This window comes from Asticcacaulis sp. (assembly GCF_047605585.1).
In the GTDB taxonomy this organism is placed as follows: Bacteria; Pseudomonadota; Alphaproteobacteria; order Caulobacterales; family Caulobacteraceae; genus Asticcacaulis.
In genome coordinates this window covers 497,660-516,396 of record NZ_JASGFK010000001.1, presented here as the reverse complement: position 1 = coordinate 516,396, position 18,737 = coordinate 497,660, and the positions used below count along the sequence as shown (strand labels likewise).

At 58.3% G+C, this 18,737-nt stretch carries 20 protein-coding genes; 13 read left to right on the top strand and 7 right to left on the bottom strand.

Features of this window, described 5'->3' with window-relative positions:
- Nucleotides 1–69 precede the first annotated feature (69 nt).
- From QM647_RS02465 to QM647_RS02440, 6 genes are all read left to right on the top strand, one after another.
- A complete protein-coding gene (locus QM647_RS02465) occupies nucleotides 70–588 on the top strand; it encodes an Lrp/AsnC family transcriptional regulator (protein WP_414993884.1) in 519 nt (172 codons plus the stop codon).
- A complete protein-coding gene (locus QM647_RS02460; RefSeq protein WP_414993883.1) occupies nucleotides 585–1,847 on the top strand; it encodes a hypothetical protein in 1,263 nt (420 codons plus the stop codon). Before QM647_RS02465 ends, QM647_RS02460 begins: the two co-directional genes overlap by 4 nt.
- A gap of 118 nt (nucleotides 1,848–1,965) precedes the next feature.
- Complete coding sequence (locus QM647_RS02455; RefSeq protein WP_414993882.1) at nucleotides 1,966–3,594, top strand: ABC-F family ATP-binding cassette domain-containing protein; 1,629 nt, start codon at nucleotides 1,966–1,968, stop codon at nucleotides 3,592–3,594.
- Nucleotides 3,595–4,027: 433 nt separating this feature from the next.
- Complete coding sequence (locus QM647_RS02450; protein ID WP_414993881.1) at nucleotides 4,028–4,552, top strand: hypothetical protein; 525 nt, start codon at nucleotides 4,028–4,030, stop codon at nucleotides 4,550–4,552.
- A 279-nt stretch (nucleotides 4,553–4,831) separates the two neighbouring features.
- The gene (locus tag QM647_RS02445; protein WP_414993880.1) at nucleotides 4,832–5,335 is read left to right on the top strand and encodes a winged helix-turn-helix transcriptional regulator; all 504 of its coding nucleotides are present in this window, start codon (nucleotides 4,832–4,834) and stop codon (nucleotides 5,333–5,335) included.
- Nucleotides 5,336–5,392: 57 nt separating this feature from the next.
- Entirely contained in the window at nucleotides 5,393–6,220 is an 828-nt protein-coding gene (locus tag QM647_RS02440) for an endonuclease/exonuclease/phosphatase family protein (RefSeq protein ID WP_414993879.1), read from the top strand.
- A gap of 41 nt (nucleotides 6,221–6,261) precedes the next feature.
- On the opposite strand, the gene QM647_RS02435 is transcribed toward QM647_RS02440, so the two are convergent.
- Complete coding sequence (locus QM647_RS02435; protein ID WP_414993878.1) at nucleotides 6,262–6,564, bottom strand: DUF883 family protein; 303 nt, start codon at nucleotides 6,562–6,564, stop codon at nucleotides 6,262–6,264.
- Nucleotides 6,565–6,767: 203 nt separating this feature from the next.
- On the opposite strand from QM647_RS02435, the gene groES reads away from it, so the two are divergent.
- Together groES and groL are read left to right on the top strand one after the other, a co-directional pair.
- Entirely contained in the window at nucleotides 6,768–7,058 is a 291-nt protein-coding gene (gene groES / locus QM647_RS02430; protein WP_414993877.1) for a co-chaperone GroES, read from the top strand.
- Between the two features lie 52 nt (nucleotides 7,059–7,110).
- Nucleotides 7,111–8,757, top strand: a complete 1,647-nt coding sequence (groL, locus tag QM647_RS02425; RefSeq protein ID WP_414993876.1) for a chaperonin GroEL — start codon at nucleotides 7,111–7,113, stop codon at nucleotides 8,755–8,757.
- Nucleotides 8,758–8,954: 197 nt separating this feature from the next.
- Here the strand turns inward: groL and QM647_RS02420 are convergent, their stop codons facing one another.
- Nucleotides 8,955–11,084, bottom strand: a complete 2,130-nt coding sequence (locus QM647_RS02420) for a hypothetical protein (protein ID WP_414993875.1) — start codon at nucleotides 11,082–11,084, stop codon at nucleotides 8,955–8,957.
- Between the two features lie 245 nt (nucleotides 11,085–11,329).
- Between QM647_RS02420 and QM647_RS02415 the strand changes: the two genes are divergently transcribed.
- Nucleotides 11,330–12,079: a hypothetical protein gene (locus QM647_RS02415; protein ID WP_414993874.1), complete on the top strand. Its 750-nt coding sequence runs from the start codon at nucleotides 11,330–11,332 to the stop codon at nucleotides 12,077–12,079.
- Between the two features lie 19 nt (nucleotides 12,080–12,098).
- Here QM647_RS02415 and QM647_RS02410 read toward each other — a convergent pair whose 3' ends face one another.
- Genes QM647_RS02410 through QM647_RS02400 form a run of 3 tightly spaced genes read right to left on the bottom strand, consistent with a single transcriptional unit; the run spans nucleotide 12,099 to nucleotide 13,645 of the window.
- Nucleotides 12,099–12,548: a hypothetical protein gene (locus QM647_RS02410; protein WP_414993873.1), complete on the bottom strand. Its 450-nt coding sequence runs from the start codon at nucleotides 12,546–12,548 to the stop codon at nucleotides 12,099–12,101.
- 24 nt (nucleotides 12,549–12,572) lie between these two features.
- Nucleotides 12,573–12,914, bottom strand: coding sequence for a hypothetical protein (locus tag QM647_RS02405; protein ID WP_414993872.1), 342 nt, complete (start codon nucleotides 12,912–12,914; stop codon nucleotides 12,573–12,575).
- Between the two features lie 50 nt (nucleotides 12,915–12,964).
- Complete coding sequence (locus tag QM647_RS02400; protein ID WP_414993871.1) at nucleotides 12,965–13,645, bottom strand: helix-turn-helix domain-containing protein; 681 nt, start codon at nucleotides 13,643–13,645, stop codon at nucleotides 12,965–12,967.
- Nucleotides 13,646–13,899: 254 nt separating this feature from the next.
- Between QM647_RS02400 and QM647_RS02395 the strand changes: the two genes are divergently transcribed.
- Nucleotides 13,900–14,301, top strand: a complete 402-nt coding sequence (locus QM647_RS02395) for a helix-turn-helix domain-containing protein (RefSeq protein ID WP_414993870.1) — start codon at nucleotides 13,900–13,902, stop codon at nucleotides 14,299–14,301.
- A gap of 85 nt (nucleotides 14,302–14,386) precedes the next feature.
- Complete coding sequence (locus tag QM647_RS02390) at nucleotides 14,387–15,172, top strand: ABC transporter ATP-binding protein (RefSeq protein WP_414993869.1); 786 nt, start codon at nucleotides 14,387–14,389, stop codon at nucleotides 15,170–15,172.
- A 9-nt stretch (nucleotides 15,173–15,181) separates the two neighbouring features.
- Here QM647_RS02390 and QM647_RS02385 read toward each other — a convergent pair whose 3' ends face one another.
- A complete protein-coding gene (locus QM647_RS02385; protein WP_414993868.1) occupies nucleotides 15,182–15,937 on the bottom strand; it encodes a hypothetical protein in 756 nt (251 codons plus the stop codon).
- Between the two features lie 707 nt (nucleotides 15,938–16,644).
- The gene (locus tag QM647_RS02380; RefSeq protein WP_414993867.1) at nucleotides 16,645–17,670 is read right to left on the bottom strand and encodes an IS110 family transposase; all 1,026 of its coding nucleotides are present in this window, start codon (nucleotides 17,668–17,670) and stop codon (nucleotides 16,645–16,647) included.
- A gap of 157 nt (nucleotides 17,671–17,827) precedes the next feature.
- On the opposite strand from QM647_RS02380, the gene QM647_RS02375 reads away from it, so the two are divergent.
- Together QM647_RS02375 and QM647_RS02370 are read left to right on the top strand one after the other, a co-directional pair.
- Nucleotides 17,828–18,265 carry a hypothetical protein gene (locus QM647_RS02375; RefSeq protein WP_414993866.1) on the top strand — a complete coding sequence of 146 codons (438 nt, stop codon included), beginning with the start codon at nucleotides 17,828–17,830 and terminating at the stop codon, nucleotides 18,263–18,265.
- An 18-nt stretch (nucleotides 18,266–18,283) separates the two neighbouring features.
- The gene (locus tag QM647_RS02370) at nucleotides 18,284–18,727 is read left to right on the top strand and encodes a DUF1036 domain-containing protein (RefSeq protein ID WP_414993865.1); all 444 of its coding nucleotides are present in this window, start codon (nucleotides 18,284–18,286) and stop codon (nucleotides 18,725–18,727) included.
- Nucleotides 18,728–18,737 lie beyond the last annotated feature (10 nt).

Sequence of the window (18,737 nt, the reverse complement as noted above, 5' to 3'; positions counted from 1 at the left end):
TAGAAATTTGCCATAATTTTGCTCAAGGTTAGGCAAGTCCCGGTTATTGCCGCGTTTTGGGGGTAAATTTTGTCCGATCTGATTGATGAACTCGATGCTCGCATCCTGGAGTTGATTCAGGAAGATGCGTCTCTGTCGGTCGCAGACCTGGCCGAGCGCGTCGGCCTGTCGCCGTCGCCCTGCTGGCGGCGCATCAAGCGGCTGGAAGACCTGGGCATCATCCGCAAGCGCGTCACCGTGCTCGATGCCGAAAAGCTGGGCCTGGCCTTTGAGGTCTATGTCTCGGTCAAGCTCTCCCTGCCGTCGCGCGCCAATCTGGAGGCCTTCGAGGCGCGGCTGGAAAACTGGCCGGAGGTCGTCAGCTGCCAGACGGTTACCGGCCACGAGGATTACATGCTGCGGGTCATGACGCGTGACATGCACGCCTATGACGACTTCCTGCGCGACAAGCTGCTGGCCTCGGATCTGGTGTCCGGCGTCGAGAGCCGCATCATCATGCGCAGCGTGCGCCAGACGACCGCCGCGCCGATCAGTCTGGTTATCGACATGACGAAAACAGATACGCCCAAGGTGGCCGCCGCCAAATGAAACGCCTGATCCTCGCTGCCCTTGCCCTTTCCTTCACCGCGTCGGCTCAGGCCCAGACGGTCGATCCCGCGTCCGATCTCGGCCAGTTCCGCAGCCTTCGTGGCGATGGCATGACGGCGCTCGATAAGGGCGACACGGCCACGGCCATGGACGATTTCGCCAAGGCGCAGGCCATATTGCCGGATTCGCCGTCCATTCCGCTGCTGCGCGCCCAGGTCTTCCTGAAAGAGCGGCGCAAGACCGAGGCGAAAGCGGCCCTGCTGGATTATCTGAAGCGCGGCAATGTGCTCGATCTCACCCAGAATACCGAGTTCAACACCATCTGGGACTCGGATCTGGAAAACCAGCTTCAGCTCAACCAGACGACCATTGGCAGCATGGAGGGGCTGGCGGGGCTCAACGGCTTCAATATCGTCGAGGGCATGGCCTTTGTGCCGGACCAGCAGCAGCTTTACCTGACCAGCATTCATGACGGCAAGGTCATCGCACTGTCCCCCCAGGGCGCGACCGATGTCATCAATTTCCGGCCGGGAGTCGCGGCCTACGGTCTGGGCCTGCGCGATGGCACCCTCTATGCCGCCACGGTGCACAGCCGCCTGACCGCCGGCTACGATCCGGCCAAGCCGATCGCTTCCAAGATCGTCTCCTTCAGTGCGGCGGACGGCAAGGTGCTGGCGGCGGTAACCGATCCGGCCAAGCCCGATCGCGAATTCGGCCACCTGCTGCTGGGTAAGGATGATCTCTACGTCACCGATACGGCGCATGGCGAGGTGCTGCGCCTGACCGATTACGGCCAGACGCTGGAGACCCTGATTCCCGAAGGCTATATGGATAACCCGCAAGGCCTGGCCGAAAACGCCGACGCCACGGTGCTGATGGTGACCGATTTCACCTCTGGCCTTTACCGCGTCGACCTGACCAGCGGCGCCATGGCGCGGCTGCTGCCGCCAGCGGAAGGCAATCTGCTCGGCATTACCTCGCTGAGCCGCTATGGCAATGATCTGATTGCCGTGCAGAATGGCCTGAAGCCCAACCGCATCCTGCGCCTGCATATGTCCGCCGACTGGACCCAGGTCGATCAGGTTGAAATTCTGCTGCGCGCCCCCAAGAGTCTGGCCCAGCCCACCCAGGGCGTGGTCAATGGCGATGACTTCGTCTTTGTCGCCGACAGCCAGTGGAGCAACCTCGACGACCGCGGCAACGCCAAATCCGATACCCCCGGCCCGGCGGTGATCGGGGTGATCAAGCTGAAGCCATAGGCTTCATACCAGGCGCTTTACACGAAATACGCCCTTCCCTTGAGGCCTGCGGACCTGTAGAGCCTGCCGGATGCCGCCTGAGCGGCGCGTTCCCTTATTCAGTCAGTTCAAGACCCGCATGATCCGCCTAGACAATATCAGCAAGCAGAATGGCCACCAGATCCTGTTCATCGATGCGTCGATGTCCATTCAGAAGGGGGAGAAGGTCGGGCTGGTCGGGCCGAACGGCGCGGGCAAGACGACGCTTTTCCGCATGATCACCGGCCAGGAACAGCCGGATGACGGACTAGTGGGCATCGATCCCGGCCTGACGATCGGCTATTTCAGCCAGGAGGTCGGCGAGATGTCCGGCCAGAGCGCCGTGGCGGCGGTGATGGATGGCGTGGGCCCCGTCAGCGCGCTGGCCGCCGAAATGGCCGAACTGGAAGCCGCCATGGCCGATCCGGATCAGGCGGAAGCGTTTGACGCCATCATCGAGCGTTATGGCGACGTGCAGGCGCGTTTCGAGGAGCTGGACGGCTATTCCGTGGAAGCCCGGGCGCGCGAGGTGTTGGCGGGCCTGAGCTTCAGCCAGGAACGTATGGATGGCGATGTCGGCCTGCTCTCCGGCGGCTGGAAGATGCGCGTGGCCCTGGCCCGTATCCTGCTGATGCGCCCTGATGGCATGCTGCTCGATGAACCCTCCAACCACCTCGATCTCGAAAGCCTGATCTGGCTGGAGGCCTTCCTCAAGAATTACGACGGCGCCCTGCTGATGACCTCGCACGACCGCGCCTTCATGAACCGCATCATCGGCAAGGTGGTGGAAATCGACGGCGGCGCGCTCATTACCTATTCGGGCGATCTCGATTTCTACGAACAGCAGCGCGCGCTCACCGAGGCCCAGCGCCAGGCGCAGTATGAGCGCCAGCAGGCCATGCTGGCGAAGGAAATCAAGTTCATCGAGCGTTTCAAGGCGCGTGCCAGCCATGCCGCCCAGGTGCAGAGCCGGGTCAAGAAGCTCGACAAGATCGAGAAGGTCGAGGCGCCGCGCCGCCGCCAGTCGATCCAGTTCGAATTCCGCTCGCCGCCGCGTTCGGGTGACGATGTGCTGAACCTGCGCAATGTCCATAAAAGCTATGGCAGCCAGTCGATCTATTCCGGGCTGGATTTCCTGGTGCGGCGCAAGGAGCGCTGGTGCATCCTCGGCGCCAACGGCGCCGGCAAGTCCACCCTGCTCAAGCTTGTGGCGGGCGATACGAAACCCGACCAGGGCACGGTCAGCGTTGGCGCCAGCGTGAAGATGGGCTATTTCGCCCAGCACTCGATGGATCTGCTCGATGGTGAGGAAACGATCTTCGAGTCGCTGGATGGCTCATTCCCGCAGGCGGGGCAGGGCGCCCTGCGTACCCTGGCCGGCTGTTTCGGTTTCTCCGGCGACGACGTCGAAAAGCCCTGCCGCGTGCTTTCCGGTGGTGAAAAGGCGCGCCTGGTCATGGCCAAGATGCTGTTCGATCCGCCCAACCTGCTGGTGCTCGACGAACCGACCAACCACCTCGACATGACCACCAAGGAGATGCTGGTGGCGGCCCTGGCCGATTTCGAGGGCACCATGCTGTTTGTCTCGCACGACCGCCATTTCCTGGCGGCGCTGTCGAACCGCGTGCTGGAACTGACGCCGGAAGGCGTGCATCGCTATGAGGGCGGCTACAGCGAATATGTCGCCCGTACCGGCCAGGAAGCCCCGGGGCTTCATCCGGGCGGGTAATGGCCGGCGGGTGAGGGGAGCGCCTTCCCGCGGCCCACACCAAAACGTGACTCATATTCCCCTTGCCAATATTAAAATGCGATCTATTCTCAATCTCATTGATGGAGTCGCTTCCCATGGTATTGTTGAGTCTCGGCCCGCAGGCCCTTGTCGCCCTTCTGCATGCGGATAAACGTACGGATGACCGGGTCCCTGATCCGTTCTGGCTATCCGCCGCCGCCGAGCCCCTGAGCGCTGCGCCTTTTGACAATGACGAAGCAGACGGGTTTTTGCCGGTCTTTCAATCACCTAAATAGTTAACAAAAAATAATTGCCAGCCGTGCATCCGCATGGCATGTCTGGCATTGGCCTTGCGAGACTCTCCCGCAAGAGGAACGGAACTGTACCGAAAACGGACAGCCGTCCCATCGGCCATATAAGACAAGGTGCGGAAATGCGTATGAGATCGGTTATTCTGGGAAGCGTGCTGGCTGTGATGATGACGGGCGGCGCCATGATCTCATCCCTGGCAGGCGCGGCGACACTGATGCCGGACCTCAATACCCTCAACCGCGCCGACCAGAACCTCTCGCGCAGCGGCGATTTTGATGGCGACGGCCGTGCCGACGAACTCTATATGGTGACCGAGGCTGATACTGGCCGCGTCGCCATCCATGTGCGCCTCAATCGCGCCGACGGTCCGCAGGATCTCCGCGTCACCAGTCTCGACAGCGGCAATGCGGCGCCGAACCTGCATGTCGCCGCCCCTGGCTTTTATCAGGCGGATTGCGGCAGCTATACCACCGATTGCGCCGCCAATGGTATCCGTACCCTTCAGGACAGCCTGATGCTCGGCCTCGATGGCGATACCACCGTGCTGCTGCACTGGCAGGGCAATCATTTCGAGCAGGACTTCATCCGCAATGACGAAGCGCGTCTGGCGCGCGCCCTCTCTGCGCTTTACGCTTTGAATCGTTAAGCAAAAATCGCTTCCTATGATACCGCGGCGCCGGGTGTGCCGGGGCAATAATGACACCCATATGTATTAAAGTGGTTGGTATACACCTGCCGGATATCTAATATCCGTCACCGGGCTGCCTGGCGACCCTGCGTTTTTTGTATAATTTGCGACCGTATACGGCTTGTTATTTTTTCATTATCTTTCATCATACATATATTGTTAGAATAATTTTGCTTGGTTGTGCGCTGCAAGCATGGCAACAATGCTGGCAAACAACCTATAAAGTATGAGTTTCGCATGGGCCGTTCCGCAGATTACAGTAAGCAGAGGTGTGCCATCGCGGCCAGCCTCGAGATCGTGGGCGAGCCCTGGACGCTATTAATCATACGCGATGCCTTCGCCGGCCTGTGCCGGTTCGAACAGTGGCAAGAGGCCCTGGGGCTGGCGCGCAATGTGCTGGCGGCCCGCCTCAAGCACCTGGTCGCCCACGGTATTTTCGAGCAGCGACTCTATTGCGAACGCCCGCGCCGCTATGAATATGTGCTGACGGACAAAGGCCGCGAACTTCGCCCCATGATTGTTTTCATGAACGACTGGGGCGCCCGCCATGTCTATGGCGAGGAAAAGCCGATCACCGAACTGATCCACGAAACCTGCGGTCATGCCCTGAGCCCGGTGGCGCACTGCGCCCACTGTGAACAGCGCGTACATATGACGGATCTTTCCGCCCAGGAAAATCCCGCCGCCAAGTCGATTGGCGAACTGGCCAAGGCCCGTTTTGTCGCCGAAGAGATTGACTGACAGGCGGCTGTTGTCCGATACAGCCGGTAGAGATCGTTTCCCGGTGGAGAATTAGACATGCGGTTATTCAGCCTTGTTGCGGCGCTCTGCGTAGCCGCTTTTCCCGTCGGCGCGGAAACGTTGCGGGTGATGAGCTACAATATCCGCGTCGATGTCGAAGGCGATAATCCGCGCTGGGCCGAACGTCGTGATCCGATGGCGAAACAGATCGCCTTTACTGCGCCGGATATTTTCGGCGTCCAGGAGGCCAAGCAGACCGCCGTCGCCGATCTTTCCGACCGCCTGCCGACCTACGACCATTACGGCATCGGCCGCGACGATGGGGTCAATGGCGAGACGACCACCCTGTTCTATGATCGTACGCGTTTCTTCCGCGTCGCGGCCAGCACGCAGTGGTGCTCGAAGACGCCGGATGTGCCCGGCAAGGACGCCGATGCTGCCCTGCCGCGCACCTTTACCCGCCTGATCCTGCGTGACCGCAGGAGCGGCCGCCTCTTCGATGTCCGCAATGCCCATTTCGATCATATCGGCGTGGTGGCGCGGGAAAACTGCGCCCGCCAGATCGAAAACCTGGCGCCCTATCAGGACGCAATCGTGCTGGTCATGGGCGATTTCAATTCCGGCACGGACAGTGCGCCCTATCGCATCCTGACCGGCGAGAGCGGCCTGAACCTGAAGGACGCGCGCACGGGCGCTGTCATCGATTTCGGTCCCCAGGGCACCTTCAATGATTTCGATATCCGCCAGACCAATGGCGAGGCGATCGACCATATCTTTGTCGGACGGACCCTGACCGTCTCGCGTTTTGGCGTCCTGACCGACAGCTTCGGCGGCCGGGTGATTTCAGATCACTTCCCGATCGTCGCGGATGTGGTTCTGCCATAAAGAAAAGCCCGCGCGGACCATACCGTGCGGGCTTTTCAGTTTTAGCGGCGCTCGCCGCGGATCAGCAGGGCACCGAGAATGAACCCGACCCCGAGCGCAATGGCGACCGAGGGCAGGGGGTTTTCCTCGATCTTGTGCTTGGCCTGGCCGGTGTAGCGTTTGATATCGTCCGAGGCGTGGTCGGCGAAATCGCGCACCTTCGCCTCGGCCTCCTTGGCGCGTTCGGACACCACATGCGTGGCGTGCTCGACCTCGTGCTTGATCATCTCGGAAATCGACTGGACATCGCCTTCATTCAGCGACTCGATCTTCTTGGCGGCGGCTTTGGCCTTGGCAGACAACATAACGGGCTCCTCAGAATTGCAGTTAGGTCAAACCTAATAAGAATATAGTGATTAAACCGTTCGGATTTCAGGCGGTTTTATAATTTTTTTGTGAGGCGCCGCCCTTGACTCGTTTGCGCCCCGCGCCTATCTCCCGAACGCCTTGGCACTCGCCACGCGTGAGTGCTAACAAGCCTTATCAAAATGAAAAACGGAGACATCCCATGAGCTTTCGCCCGTTAGGCGACCGAGTCCTGGTCAAGCGCGTCGAAGAAGAAGCCAAGACCAAGGGCGGCATCATCATCCCGGACACCGCCAAGGAAAAGCCGCAGGAAGGCGAAGTCGTCGCTGTCGGCCCCGGCGCCCGCAATGACAAGGGCGATGTCGTCGCCCTCGACGTCAAGGCCGGTGACCGCGTCCTGTTCGGCAAGTGGGGCGGCACGGAAGTCAAGATCGACGGCGAAGACCTGCTGATCCTGAAGGAATCCGACATCCTGGGCATCGTGACCCGCTAAGACGCATTGCGTCCCCGCAATCCATAAATTCAAAGACTAGGAAACCATTACAATGGCTGCCAAACAAGTTCTCTTTGGTTCCGACGCGCGCGAAAAGATGCTGCGCGGCGTGAACATCCTCGCCAACGCTGTTAAAGTGACCCTGGGCCCCAAGGGCCGCAACGTCGTGCTCGACAAGTCCTTCGGCGCCCCGCGCTCGACCAAGGACGGCGTCTCCGTCGCCAAGGAAATCGAACTGGAAGACAAGTTCGAAAACATGGGCGCGCAGATGATCCGCGAAGTCGCCTCCAAGACCAACGACAAGGCCGGTGACGGCACCACCACCGCCACCGTGCTCGCTCAAGCCATCGTCCAGGAAGGCCTCAAGGCCGTGGCCGCCGGCATGAACCCGATGGACCTGAAGCGCGGCATCGACAAGGCTGTCGGCGTCGTCGTCGAGCAGATCAAGGCGTCCTCCAAGAAGGTCACCACCAACGGCGAAATCGCCCAGGTCGGCACCATCTCGGCCAACGGCGACCTCGAAGTCGGCGAAATGATCGCCAAGGCGATGGAAAAGGTCGGCAATGAAGGCGTCATCACGGTTGAAGAAGCCAAGACCGCCGAAACTGAACTCGACGTCGTCGAAGGCATGCAGTTCGACCGCGGCTACCTGTCGCCCTACTTCATCACCAACCCGGACAAGATGGAAGCGGTCCTCGAAGACCCGTACATCCTGGTGTTCGACAAGAAGATCTCGTCGCTCCAGCCCATGCTGCCGATCCTCGAAGCCGTTGTGCAATCGGGCCGTCCGCTGCTGATCATCGCCGAGGACGTCGAAGGCGAAGCCCTGGCCACCCTGGTCGTCAACCGTCTGCGTGGCGGCCTGCGCGTCGCTGCCGTCAAGGCCCCTGGCTTCGGCGACCGCCGCAAGGCCATGCTGGAAGACATCGCCGTCCTGACCAAGGGCGAAGTGATCTCCGAAGACCTCGGCATCAAGCTGGAAACCGTCTCGCTCGACCAGCTCGGCCGCGCCAAGAAGGTGACCATCACCAAGGAAACCACCACCATCGTCGATGGCGTTGGCGAAAAGTCGGACATCGAAGCCCGCATCGGCCAGATCAAGAAGCAGATCGAGGAAACCACCTCGGACTACGACAAGGAAAAGCTGCAGGAACGTCTGGCCAAGCTGGCCGGCGGCGTTGCCGTCATCCGCGTCGGCGGCTCGACCGAAGTCGAAGTGAAGGAAAAGAAGGACCGCGTCGACGACGCCCTGAACGCGACCCGCGCGGCCGTGGAAGAAGGCATCGTCCCCGGCGGCGGCACCGCCCTGCTGAAGGCCTCCAAGGCCCTGGCCGGCCTGGAAGGCATCAACTCCGACCAGACCGCCGGTATCGCCATCGTGCGCAAGGCCATCCAGGCGCCGCTGCGCCAGATCGCTGAAAACGCCGGCGTCGAAGGTTCGGTCGTTGTCAACGCCATCCTGGCTTCGGACAGCGCCACCTACGGCTTCAACGCCCAGACCGAAAAGTACGTCGATCTGGTGGCCGATGGCGTTATCGACCCGGCCAAGGTTGTCCGCACGGCCCTGCAAGACGCCGCTTCGGTGGCTGGCCTGCTGATCACGACGGAAGCCGCCGTGACCGACGCGCCGAAAAAAGAAGCCGCTGCTCCCGCCATGCCCGGCGGCGGTATGGGCGGTATGGGCGGCATGGATTTCTAATCCATCCCAACCACCGACTGAAAATGGAAAGAGCGGGTCGCAAGACCCGCTCTTTTTGATTAAACAACAATATGACCGCTTAGCGCCCCTAAGGAGACATGCTGCTGGATTGCATGGCGCGCCCGAAATCGGACGTCACGATTGCCATGCCTGCCAACCGTGTTCATACCGATGTGTGAAATGACGTCGTATGATTTCTAGTTTTGGTGCAGATCGATCTTCAGTTTTTCCTGATAAATGCTGATCCGTTTTTTGGCGCGATCCACCACATCGCTGTAGTGCAATATTTCGAAGTAAACCTCTCCAAGGTTTTGTCGCGTGTCAGGATCGGTCAAGTAACCGGTTTGAAACCACCCCTTGCCTGTCGCAAAGGGCGTCCAAGTGCCGGACAAACGCAACCTGTTCACAGTATCGCCGATCAAATAACAATAAAACTTTTTAAGTTTGCCCCCCGACTTGGCCGCCAGCAGATGCGCATATTCGGATAGATCACCGACATGATCGTCCGTCGAAACCCCCGGTGCTTTAAACTCCAGAATGATCGCCGCACCTTCGGCATTGAAAATTGCTATATCGGGCCGCTTGCCTTTGTTCTCTTCCGCACGCGCACTCAGACGTTGAGCGAACGTATCGTCAATATCAGCGTCGAAAAGAGGCTCATTATCCTTCCATTTCAGGTTGGCTAACGGCACGTCGGAAGCGATGTAATCGAAATAGTGATACTCCTCGCTCAACAACCAGACATCGTGGTCGGCGACCTCTGTCGAATCTTTGCGCATCGGGAAGAAAATGCTGTGTATGATGGCCTCATCCTTACGCCTCTTTCCGTCATCAAGGTTTTGCATAGTGAGTTGACGACGTGTTGCAAGATCGAGAATTTCAACGATTGCTGTACGCCGTACGATCAGTTGCGACAGGTTTGCCTTATCGAAAGCATTAAGAGATGAGGCGTATTTCCATGCTAGTTCATTAATCTTGATCCGAAACTCTTCAGTGTCTGGTTCTACCTTGAGAATTTCTTCCTTCAAATTGATGATTTGCGCGGTCTCGTCGAGAACTTGCGCCTGATACTTTTTTAGAACCCGCTCAGCCAGTGAGCGTGGCGGTTCGCCATAGACGACCCGTGTCCCAGTCTCAATCACCATGGCTTCGTTTATTCCGAAGTTATCGGCAACGTCCTTCAGTACGTCGGCTTTGGTCCAGTTCCCCGGTACGACCATCTGGATAATCACCGGGTCGATAACGTTATAAATGTCGGCATAGGACAGGGTTGCAGCACCAAACAACTCGGATTGAGATGAGTCTTCAGGAATGTCATCAAAATCGTCGCGAACCTCATTTACGTGCAGGTCCAGGTAATCGCTCTCAATCAGTACCAAATGGTGGAAACCGTCAACGGCGTTGTTCTGTTCGGTACGCGTGCGCAAGTAGCGGCCTGTGATGTCTTTTACCGGTGACGCCTTTGCGCAAAGGGCGATCGTACTCCTGGGCAGGTCAAACAGCGTCGCATCCAGCCGATAGTGCGATAGCGTGAATGTAACAAAAGTGCCTAGTCCTTTGCCTGTAAGTGGTTCGAGCTCTTCAACACGAACCTCAGGCGCTTCCGTAACTTTGGGCAAATCATCACGTTTGAGAAGCTCGGTCTGGGGCTCATATTTCCAATGACGCGAGAGGAAGCAAATTTCAAAATCACCTAAACGGTCGTCAAGGCTGACAAGGCGCTGAAGGAACGTCATTAGCATCTGGCGCTTCAGTACCGCCGCTCCAAACAACGGGTGCAAGGCATCCGTTTTGAAAACGCGTGCACGAACCTCCTCTTTGAACCTATCCAAGCGAAAACGACTACCTATCTCACTTTGGAGACCGGCATTTTGTTGGAAATCCTCCGCCTCAATTTGCTTCTGAGGCTCAGCGAATCGCAAGATGCGTTTGAAAACGTCCTCATCTTTGCGGTAGGTGCTCTCGATGGACACTTCGGCGAAATGAAGGAAATACTGAATACGGCCAGAACCCTTACATTTGCCAATTCCAGAAATCGATAGATCGTCCTTATATGACGTATCCTTAGTGAGAAAGGCCTTGAGCTGATCATCACCCAGACCACACCCATTGTCCGTGCAGGTCACGCTCATGACTTCTCGATCGCCTAGTATATCGGCGGCCGCGAAATCCACTTCCACCGTGACTCGAAGCGGAGGCGCGTCGGATTCGGAATGCTTGCGTATAAGATAAGAGTCGATGGCATTCGAAATCAGCTCTTCGAATACGACATAGGCATTCGAGCTTAACTTAGTCGTTTTCGAACTGCCCCGGATATCCAGTGTCATCTCGATTTAGCCTACCTTTGAACTGCCGATGCGGTCCAGTTCTCCTCTTTCCGCCCCACCCAAGTCAAGTGAGCGGATGTCACGTGGTCGCAAAGTTCGCTCATTTGAGGTCATTCGACCGCCAAGGCGGCAAATTAAACAAGTCCGCTTTTGCACTTAAAACAAGGGCGGTAATGTCTCTTAAGGGCCAATAGTAGACAACATCTACTTCTCCCCGCTCCTCCAACCGCCCGCATAATCACCGGATGGATGCGGCCCAGACCTATGACAGCGAAGTCGACAACGATCTGGCGGAGCTGAAAGCGGCTCGCGCGCGGTTGCGTGCCTTTGCGGGTCTGGTGGCCGAGGCCGTCGAATCCATCGACATGCCCGAAAGCTTTCTGGAGGGCGAACGGGCCGCCCGGGCCGTCATCGCCGCTGATCGCATGGTGACCAGCCTGCCGGTTGCGGAAATTTTGGAGGCGGAGGCCACCCCGATTATCGCGCCCGCCCGCAAGCGCCTGCGCGTCTATGCCCATCGGCTGCTCGATGCCATCGAAAAGCTCCCCTTGCCAAAGACCTTCCTCGAAGGCGAACGCGCCGGCCGCTGCGTGCTGGCCACCGACCGTATGTTGTCCCAGCTCTATGAAGCCCCGCGGCCGGAAGCATCCCGCGTGCCATTACCCGGTATTGCCGGTTTGAAGGCGGCCAAACCCGCCGCCAAATCCGTCGCAGGCCATTTCGATGACAACGAGGATGACGAGGACCGCGAACCGACCGGCGATGACTATAAGGCGGTCCTGGCCTTCCGTATCGATCATCTGGTGCGCAGTCGCGCCAAACAAAGCGGCTTCTGGAATGATGGCCACCCTTACGATCCCGCCGATCCGGACTATGGCTGTATCTATCAGAACTTTGCGATTCCGGGCTTCGATCCGCTCGATGCCCTGGTCCCGGCGGACCGCTTCGCCCTCGCTCACGCCCGCAAGGCCGGCGATCCGATAGCGCCGCCCTGATCACCCCGTAACGGCCCGATCAGCCATGACCGGCGGCAGTCGATGCGATCTTCTCTTCGCGCCGGCGGCGTTCGGCGCCGATCATGCCGATGGCCAGGGCCAGGATCAGCATATAGCCGCCCCAGAAGCCATTGCCGGTGACATAGGTGAACATGCCGATATTGTTCGACAGGGCAGAGGCAAAATGGCCGATCACGCACAGCAGCTGCGAGGCGGAAGCCAGCAGTGCCCAAAGCTCACGTGAACTCAGTGACAGCCATGTCAGGCCGATGAGCAGCAGCAGGTCGACCCCCGTTGTGCCCAGGTCGAGCCCGACAATCCCGTGGGTCTGCACAAACGGCGTGACGATCCACGCCAAAGCAATGAAGGCAGCCCCGAGACGCTCGGTTCTGCCTCCCCGCCAAAAGGCCCAGGCGCTGACCAGGAAAATCAGCCCATTACCGCCCCATACCCAAAGAAATCTGACCATGGAGCGAGAGTATCAGGGGAAAACCTATTCGTCACCCACTACGCGCAGAGCCCCCGTCGTGGCGGGCTTGCTGGTCTTGTCTTCGTTGGTGCCCGCGGCCACCGCGCCAAGGCCCAGGTCGGACTTTACTTCGGCCAGTTGCAGGTGCGCCTTGACGATGGTGGAGCGCGCCGTAGACAGGGCCGACATGGTATCGACGATCGATCCCATGGCCTCGTGGCCGACCTCCATGGCCAGGCGGGCATCCATGCGCATGGCGCCCAGCGAATGGACCAGCAGGGCGACTTCGCCCATGGCCTTTTCAATCGCGGTCTCGGCGGACACCAGCTGTCCTGCGCCGGCACGAACCATATCAACTCTTCTCATCTTGTTCTCCAGGTGTGCGCCGTCAGGCGGCGCCCCGGATCAGCCCCGGATCAGCCAACGTGACGGACTATGTTTTCAAAAGTTTCGAGGAAACCCAGGCTGATTGCCAGGAACGCGCCCATCAGTATGCCCATGGTGGCGGACACCAGCAGGGTGAGCCCCAGCCACTGGAAGGTCGTCAGACCCTTCAGCGAGACTTTGAACTGCAGCCATCGTCCGTTAACCAGGCTATCGCCGTAACCATGGTGAGCACGGTACGCTGTGGTCCCACCTCGTTGTTCAGTACCTGCAGCGTCTGTACCGTTTCGGATATCTTTGAATACCGCTCCGGATTGGCTGTCAGGCAAAGGGCTGATTCCAGGTCCTTCCAACTCATGATCAGGTAATCCGCGTCGGGAAGGAATTGTTTGGTCGATGTCTGTTTGCTGTTCATGGTCCGATCCTGGCACCGGATCGGGGAGGGCGACTATCCTCATTGATGAGGGTCGTTCATCATCGACTAGGGGGGGCGCCGGGCCATTGCCGATTTCGAACGCCGCCAGAAGGCGCGCGGCATCGCGGCTGGTGGCCACCCCCAGCTTGCGGCGGGCGCTGTCGGTGTGGGTTCTGACCGTATGCTCGCTGATATGCAGCAGAAGCCCGACCTCCTTCGCCTGCATGTGCTGGGCGATCAGGCGGAGGATCTCTTTTTGTCGGACCGACAAGGCGGCAATCTGCGAACTTTTGTCCATTTTATCTGGTCGGCGCCCTGCAACTGATTTCCGCGCTCGTTCTTATTGTAAAGGTTTTGATAATATTACCAAGAGGTTTCATAAAACGATGTGCCTCGAAGTCAGCCGGCTGAACCAGCGCAAGAATCTCATATTTTGCTATCTTTGCTTTGAAAAACATACAATGCTGCCGGCCTGAATCACATCCCTGCACGGCTTCGCCATAACGGTCTCCGTTTTTCGTGGCGATCGAGCATTTTTTGAATGAGCGCCCGATGACCCCTGAAGAGAAGCGTCCCAATCCGATCGATCTGCATGTGGGCGAACGAGTCCGTCTGCGGCGCAGGCATATGGGGCTCAGCCAGGAGGGGCTGGCGGACCGGATCGGCCTGACGTTTCAACAGGTTCAGAAATATGAACGCGGCGCCAACCGGATCAGCGCTTCGAAACTGTTCGAAATATCGACAGCGCTGCAGGTGCCGGTCGAATATTTCTTCGATGGCTGTTCGGAGAGCGAACTGGCCGAGGGCTTCAATGAATCCGAGACCGGGAGGCTGGTCCATTACTTCCTGACCACGGCCGAAGGCATTGAACTGGCCGCCGGTTTCCCGCGCATCAGGTCGCCGAAGCACCGCCGCAAACTGCTGGAACTGGTGCGCAGTCTGGCGGACGAATAGGCGGATCAAGAATGCCGTTATGGGCATATTGCACCGCGACTTAAGTCCGTTGACCTGCTAAGGACCGCGCCGAAAGGTAGGTCCTATGTCTGAAGCCATGGTCGATATTCGTGATGCCAGTGTCGTGCGGGGCAAGCGCCATCTGCTCGATGGCCTGACGCTCCGGCTCGAACCCGGCCAGCACACGGCCATTCTGGGGCCGAACGGTTCCGGCAAATCGACCCTGGTCAAGCTGATCACGCGCCAGCTCTACCCGCTGGCCGGCGCGCATGTCTCGCTGTTCGGGCATGAGAAATGGAACGTCACCGAGCTGCGAAGCCTGATGGGCATTGTCTCCTCGTCCATGCAGCTCGATTTCGACGCCCATCCGCCGCTGGAAGTCTTCGATTGCGTCGTCTCCGGTTTCTTCGCGGCGCGGGGATTATGGAAGCAGCACACCGTCACGGAAGAGATGCGGGAACGCAGTCGGGCAGCCCTGGTTCAGGCCGGCGCCGATCATCTCATCGGACGCGATATGTCGACGCTCTCGACCGGCGAAGCGCGGCGCGTACTCATCGCGCGGGCCCTGGTGCACAGGCCGAAGGCCCTGTTGCTCGATGAGCCTTGCGCCGGGCTCGATCCGGCGTCACGGCGCGTCTTCCTGGAAGGCCTGCGCGGGCTGGCGCAATCCGGCACCACCCTGATCCTGGTCACGCACCATATCGAGGAGATCCTGCCGGAGATCGGCCATATCGTCATGCTGCGTGATGGCCGTGTGCTGCACGAAGGCCCCAAGGCCGGCCTGCTCGACAGCACGCACCTGACTGAACTCTTCGGCATGCCGGTCGAGGTTGCCGCACGCGGTGACTGGTATAGCGCAAACGTAGATTAGTCGGGGCACTTAGCCGATCTGGCCGCGCAGGTCGCCGCGGTTATCGAGCACTACGTCATTACCGTTTGTGCGGATGGCGAAGCCTTCGCCCCCGCCGACGCGGTTCAGGGATTGACCCGGCATGGCGGCATTGCCACCGTCACCACCGGTGTTGCCACGCTGGCCGCCCCTGCCGCCGCCGCCGGGGGTGCCGTAATAGCCCTGGTTGCCGGCCACGATAACGCTGTCGCCGCCCTGGAGGGCGCTGCCACCTCGTCCGCCAGCCCCATTGGGGAAGCCGCCGCCCCCGCCGGAGCCGACACCATCCGCGCCAGCGCCACCGCCGCCGCCGGCCTTCACAGAGCCGCCTGGCGAGATGACGATGCCGAGCTGGCTCTGGACGAAGATGGCGTCGCCACCACGGCTACCATCACGGACCATCGGCGTGTCGCCACCATCACTGCCATTGCCGCCGCCGCCATAGACATTGCCGCGAACGAGCAGGACGACAGAGGCGTCTTCAGGCCATTTGCCGGTGTCTATGCCTGTGCCGCCGCCCGGCTTGCCCATGATATTGGTCTTTGCAGGCACGATGAAAAGATAGTTGACCGGCGTATGGCCGTCATAGCCCTGCTGGTCCGCCAGAGCGCGCAGATTGGCGCTTTCCGTGACGGTAATAACGGTTTCGGGCGGCTCAACCGGGGGAGGGGCGGTTTCCTGGCCTAAAGCCAGCATTGGCATCAGTGACAGTGACAGACAAAGTGCTAAACGGACGAACGTCTTCATCGACCCTCCTGCGGCATAATTGTATACCATATATTATGTGAGCTTTGTTGCAACTCTGATTTGATTTGGTGGCGTCGTTTCCCACCACACAGGCGCCTTGTCTGGAAAAGCTCTGCAGAAAATCGCATTCGCTCCGTGTGCAGATTGTTCTGATCCAATGTCATTTTATGCGGTTTTGGGATAAAATAAGTAGTAAAAACAGTGTGAAAAGTAATTTTATGACTATTGTTTCGCTTAAGCTTTAAGTGAGGAAAGGAAAGGGTAATCTCGAATGTTTTGGCACATGCGAGACCTTGTCATGACTTATGCTTGCAGAATAATTTGCGCTTTATATGCAACATGTGAGTCAAAAAGTTGCGTTCGGCAGAATTTGTCGACTTCAATTGATTGCGCGTGTCGGGGGCGTATGCAACCTTAATTTTTGCTTAATTGCAAAGTGGAGACATAAGATGGCTTCTGTAACGGGCCCTCTGTCAACTCCCGATAAGGCTTAATCTCGTCGCCGGTTTCATGCTTCTGTACGTAGTCGCCGTGGAGGCGCTACCCGATGGTTGTCCTAACGAATCGGGCCGACCAATCTAGTAACGCGCAGTCACCTAACGGGCTGCTCCCGTCTTAACGGCCTGACCTGATCCGTGCGTCCCGGCGACGGGACTTTGCCATCGGGCGTGACGGTCTACCCGCCCGAAAGCTCTTTATAAATCTCCCTACGCCGCCGCGAGGACGGGATCAAAGCAGGCGCCGTCAACCAGCATCCTGTGCATTACGACCGCCAGCTTGCGCGCCAACGCAACCTTGGCCTTCTTCATGCCTGATCGCTGCGCAATCTTGGCGGCCCAGCTCTTGAGCTGAGAACCCTTCACCGGCCTGGTCAGGATAATGTTCGCCGCCTCATAGAGGGCAGTGCGAACCTCCTGATCTCCACACTTGGAGATGCGACCGGTGATGTCGGTCTCGCCCGACTGGTACTTGCGTTGCGTCAGGCCGAAGTGGGCGCCGACGGATCGCGAAGATCGGAAGCGGCCTGGATCGTCGATCGCGGAAACAAAGGTGAGCGAGATCAGCGCGCCGACACCGGGAACCGTCATCAACAAGCCCGCACGTTCGTCCTTGCGTGCGCGTACAATCATCCGCGCATCAAGCACGCGGAACTGTTCGAACAGAACCGCTCGGGCCTTGAGAAGGGCGTCAGTGACCTCCGCCAGCCCCGGGACATCTGCCGCAAGTTCGCGCACCCTCGGCGCGAAGGTTTTGCGGGTTGTCTCCCCCACCTTCAAGCCGTAGCCACGTAAAAGGCCACGCAGGCTCATCTCAAGATCATGCCACTTGCACTGCAGGACTTTGCGGGCGGCCAGAAGCGTACGGTTGTCCTGCGCATCGACCGATTTGCAGTGTACCTGCCGGTACCAACCCAAGCGCATCAACTGCGCTATCCCACGGGCATCCTTGCGATCCGTCTTCACCGGCATCGAGCGAAAGGCATCACGGACATGCCGTGTCTCAAGAAGAGCCACATCCAGTCCCGCCGTTTTCAATCCCGTGTAAAGCCATTGAGACAAAGGACCAGCTTCAAGCCCAATCCGCTTCACCGAAAAGCCCAACGCCGAAAACCATACCACAAGCGCTTCCGGCTCGCTGGCAACCTTGGCCTCCTTCACGACAACCCCGGCTTCATCAACCACGCATAGATGCGAGGCTTCCAAGGAAACGTCGATACCCGTATAGTACAACATGGTGGTCTCCTATGATGCTTGGCGCAGTCCAAACACTGACGCCGCAAAACCATCATACCGGGAGGCCACCACCCTTAACAGGGTCTGCGGCGACCGGACCGTTACACCATCTAGTAAAATTATTGCGGCCTGTGTCGTCGCAATTGCGGGCGCGGGCTTGGCGGCCTCGCCTGTGTGTTATGCCGATGAAAAGCCCCAGCCTAATAAAGCAGATGCAAATCAGCTTACGGGCTATGATATGACTCTGAGTAGTGGCGCTAACACTGTCAGGATCGTGAAAACTGTCGGGAATGGCGTTAATAGTTATTTGTCGTTTGCCAATGGACTGCTGATTGCCAAGGCACAAATGCCTGTGGATGCTGAAGTGACTGCAGGTCAAGCGGCTGATTTCAATCAATACCTGAAAACATCGGCAACAGTCATGGAATCGGCAGGGGTGAACCCGAATGTTGCCGGTATAAGAGTTATGAGCCCGGTCAGTACGCTAAGCGCGGATGACGAGAGGTTAAGATTGGCTCATCTGGATGAAGCCAATAAAAATAAAGGGCAGCCTGCAAACAATCATATGACTGTTACCAGTGGAATTAACCAATAACCAATGCGAGGGGGCGTTATGAATTTATCTAGATTTAAGACCATCGCTTTGGCGATTTGTTCGGTGTTTTGTGTATGCCTTCTGGGGGCTAAACCAGCCGCAGCGGACGCTGTGCTTTGTAATAATACAGGCTATACAATATCGTTTGCATATCGGACCGGCGTAGGGGCGGTAGGCAGCTTGTATTATCAAACGGATGGCTGGTATACGCTCTATAATGGTAATTGTACAAAAATTATGACTGGGGATGCGTCACTGGCTTATCATGATATAGCCGCAGTTATGTTTACTTCTCCAGCGCAATATTTTCAGGCTACAGGTGAGACTGTATATAATTATTGCGTAAAATCTGAAAATTTTTCCTATTCAGGAAAGCCTGATTATTGCCCTACAGGTTATTACCTCGCACCGTTTTACAGATTTGATGCTAATACTTACAACGCGACTTTTACGCTGAATTAAAGTGCTATTG

Bases quoted from the DNA above. Each gene is read 5' to 3' on its own strand.
- groES (WP_414993877.1), top strand. From the start codon at position 6,768: ATGAGCTTTCGCCCGTTAGGCGACCGAGTCCTGGTCAAGCGCGTCGAA.
- QM647_RS02410 (WP_414993873.1), bottom strand. From the start codon at position 12,548: ATGGTCAGATTTCTTTGGGTATGGGGCGGTAATGGGCTGATTTTCCTG.
- QM647_RS02415 (WP_414993874.1), top strand. From the start codon at position 11,330: ATGGATGCGGCCCAGACCTATGACAGCGAAGTCGACAACGATCTGGCG.
- QM647_RS02450 (WP_414993881.1), top strand. From the start codon at position 4,028: ATGCGTATGAGATCGGTTATTCTGGGAAGCGTGCTGGCTGTGATGATG.
- QM647_RS02370 (WP_414993865.1), top strand. From the start codon at position 18,284: ATGAATTTATCTAGATTTAAGACCATCGCTTTGGCGATTTGTTCGGTG.
- QM647_RS02460 (WP_414993883.1), top strand. From the start codon at position 585: ATGAAACGCCTGATCCTCGCTGCCCTTGCCCTTTCCTTCACCGCGTCG.
- QM647_RS02420 (WP_414993875.1), bottom strand. From the start codon at position 11,084: ATGACACTGGATATCCGGGGCAGTTCGAAAACGACTAAGTTAAGCTCG.
- QM647_RS02445 (WP_414993880.1), top strand. From the start codon at position 4,832: ATGGGCCGTTCCGCAGATTACAGTAAGCAGAGGTGTGCCATCGCGGCC.
- QM647_RS02400 (WP_414993871.1), bottom strand. From the start codon at position 13,645: ATGGACAAAAGTTCGCAGATTGCCGCCTTGTCGGTCCGACAAAAAGAG.
- groL (WP_414993876.1), top strand. From the start codon at position 7,111: ATGGCTGCCAAACAAGTTCTCTTTGGTTCCGACGCGCGCGAAAAGATG.
- QM647_RS02455 (WP_414993882.1), top strand. From the start codon at position 1,966: ATGATCCGCCTAGACAATATCAGCAAGCAGAATGGCCACCAGATCCTG.
- QM647_RS02385 (WP_414993868.1), bottom strand. From the start codon at position 15,937: ATGAAGACGTTCGTCCGTTTAGCACTTTGTCTGTCACTGTCACTGATG.
- QM647_RS02435 (WP_414993878.1), bottom strand. From the start codon at position 6,564: ATGTTGTCTGCCAAGGCCAAAGCCGCCGCCAAGAAGATCGAGTCGCTG.
- QM647_RS02395 (WP_414993870.1), top strand. From the start codon at position 13,900: ATGACCCCTGAAGAGAAGCGTCCCAATCCGATCGATCTGCATGTGGGC.
- QM647_RS02390 (WP_414993869.1), top strand. From the start codon at position 14,387: ATGTCTGAAGCCATGGTCGATATTCGTGATGCCAGTGTCGTGCGGGGC.
- QM647_RS02380 (WP_414993867.1), bottom strand. From the start codon at position 17,670: ATGTTGTACTATACGGGTATCGACGTTTCCTTGGAAGCCTCGCATCTA.
- QM647_RS02440 (WP_414993879.1), top strand. From the start codon at position 5,393: ATGCGGTTATTCAGCCTTGTTGCGGCGCTCTGCGTAGCCGCTTTTCCC.
- QM647_RS02405 (WP_414993872.1), bottom strand. From the start codon at position 12,914: ATGAGAAGAGTTGATATGGTTCGTGCCGGCGCAGGACAGCTGGTGTCC.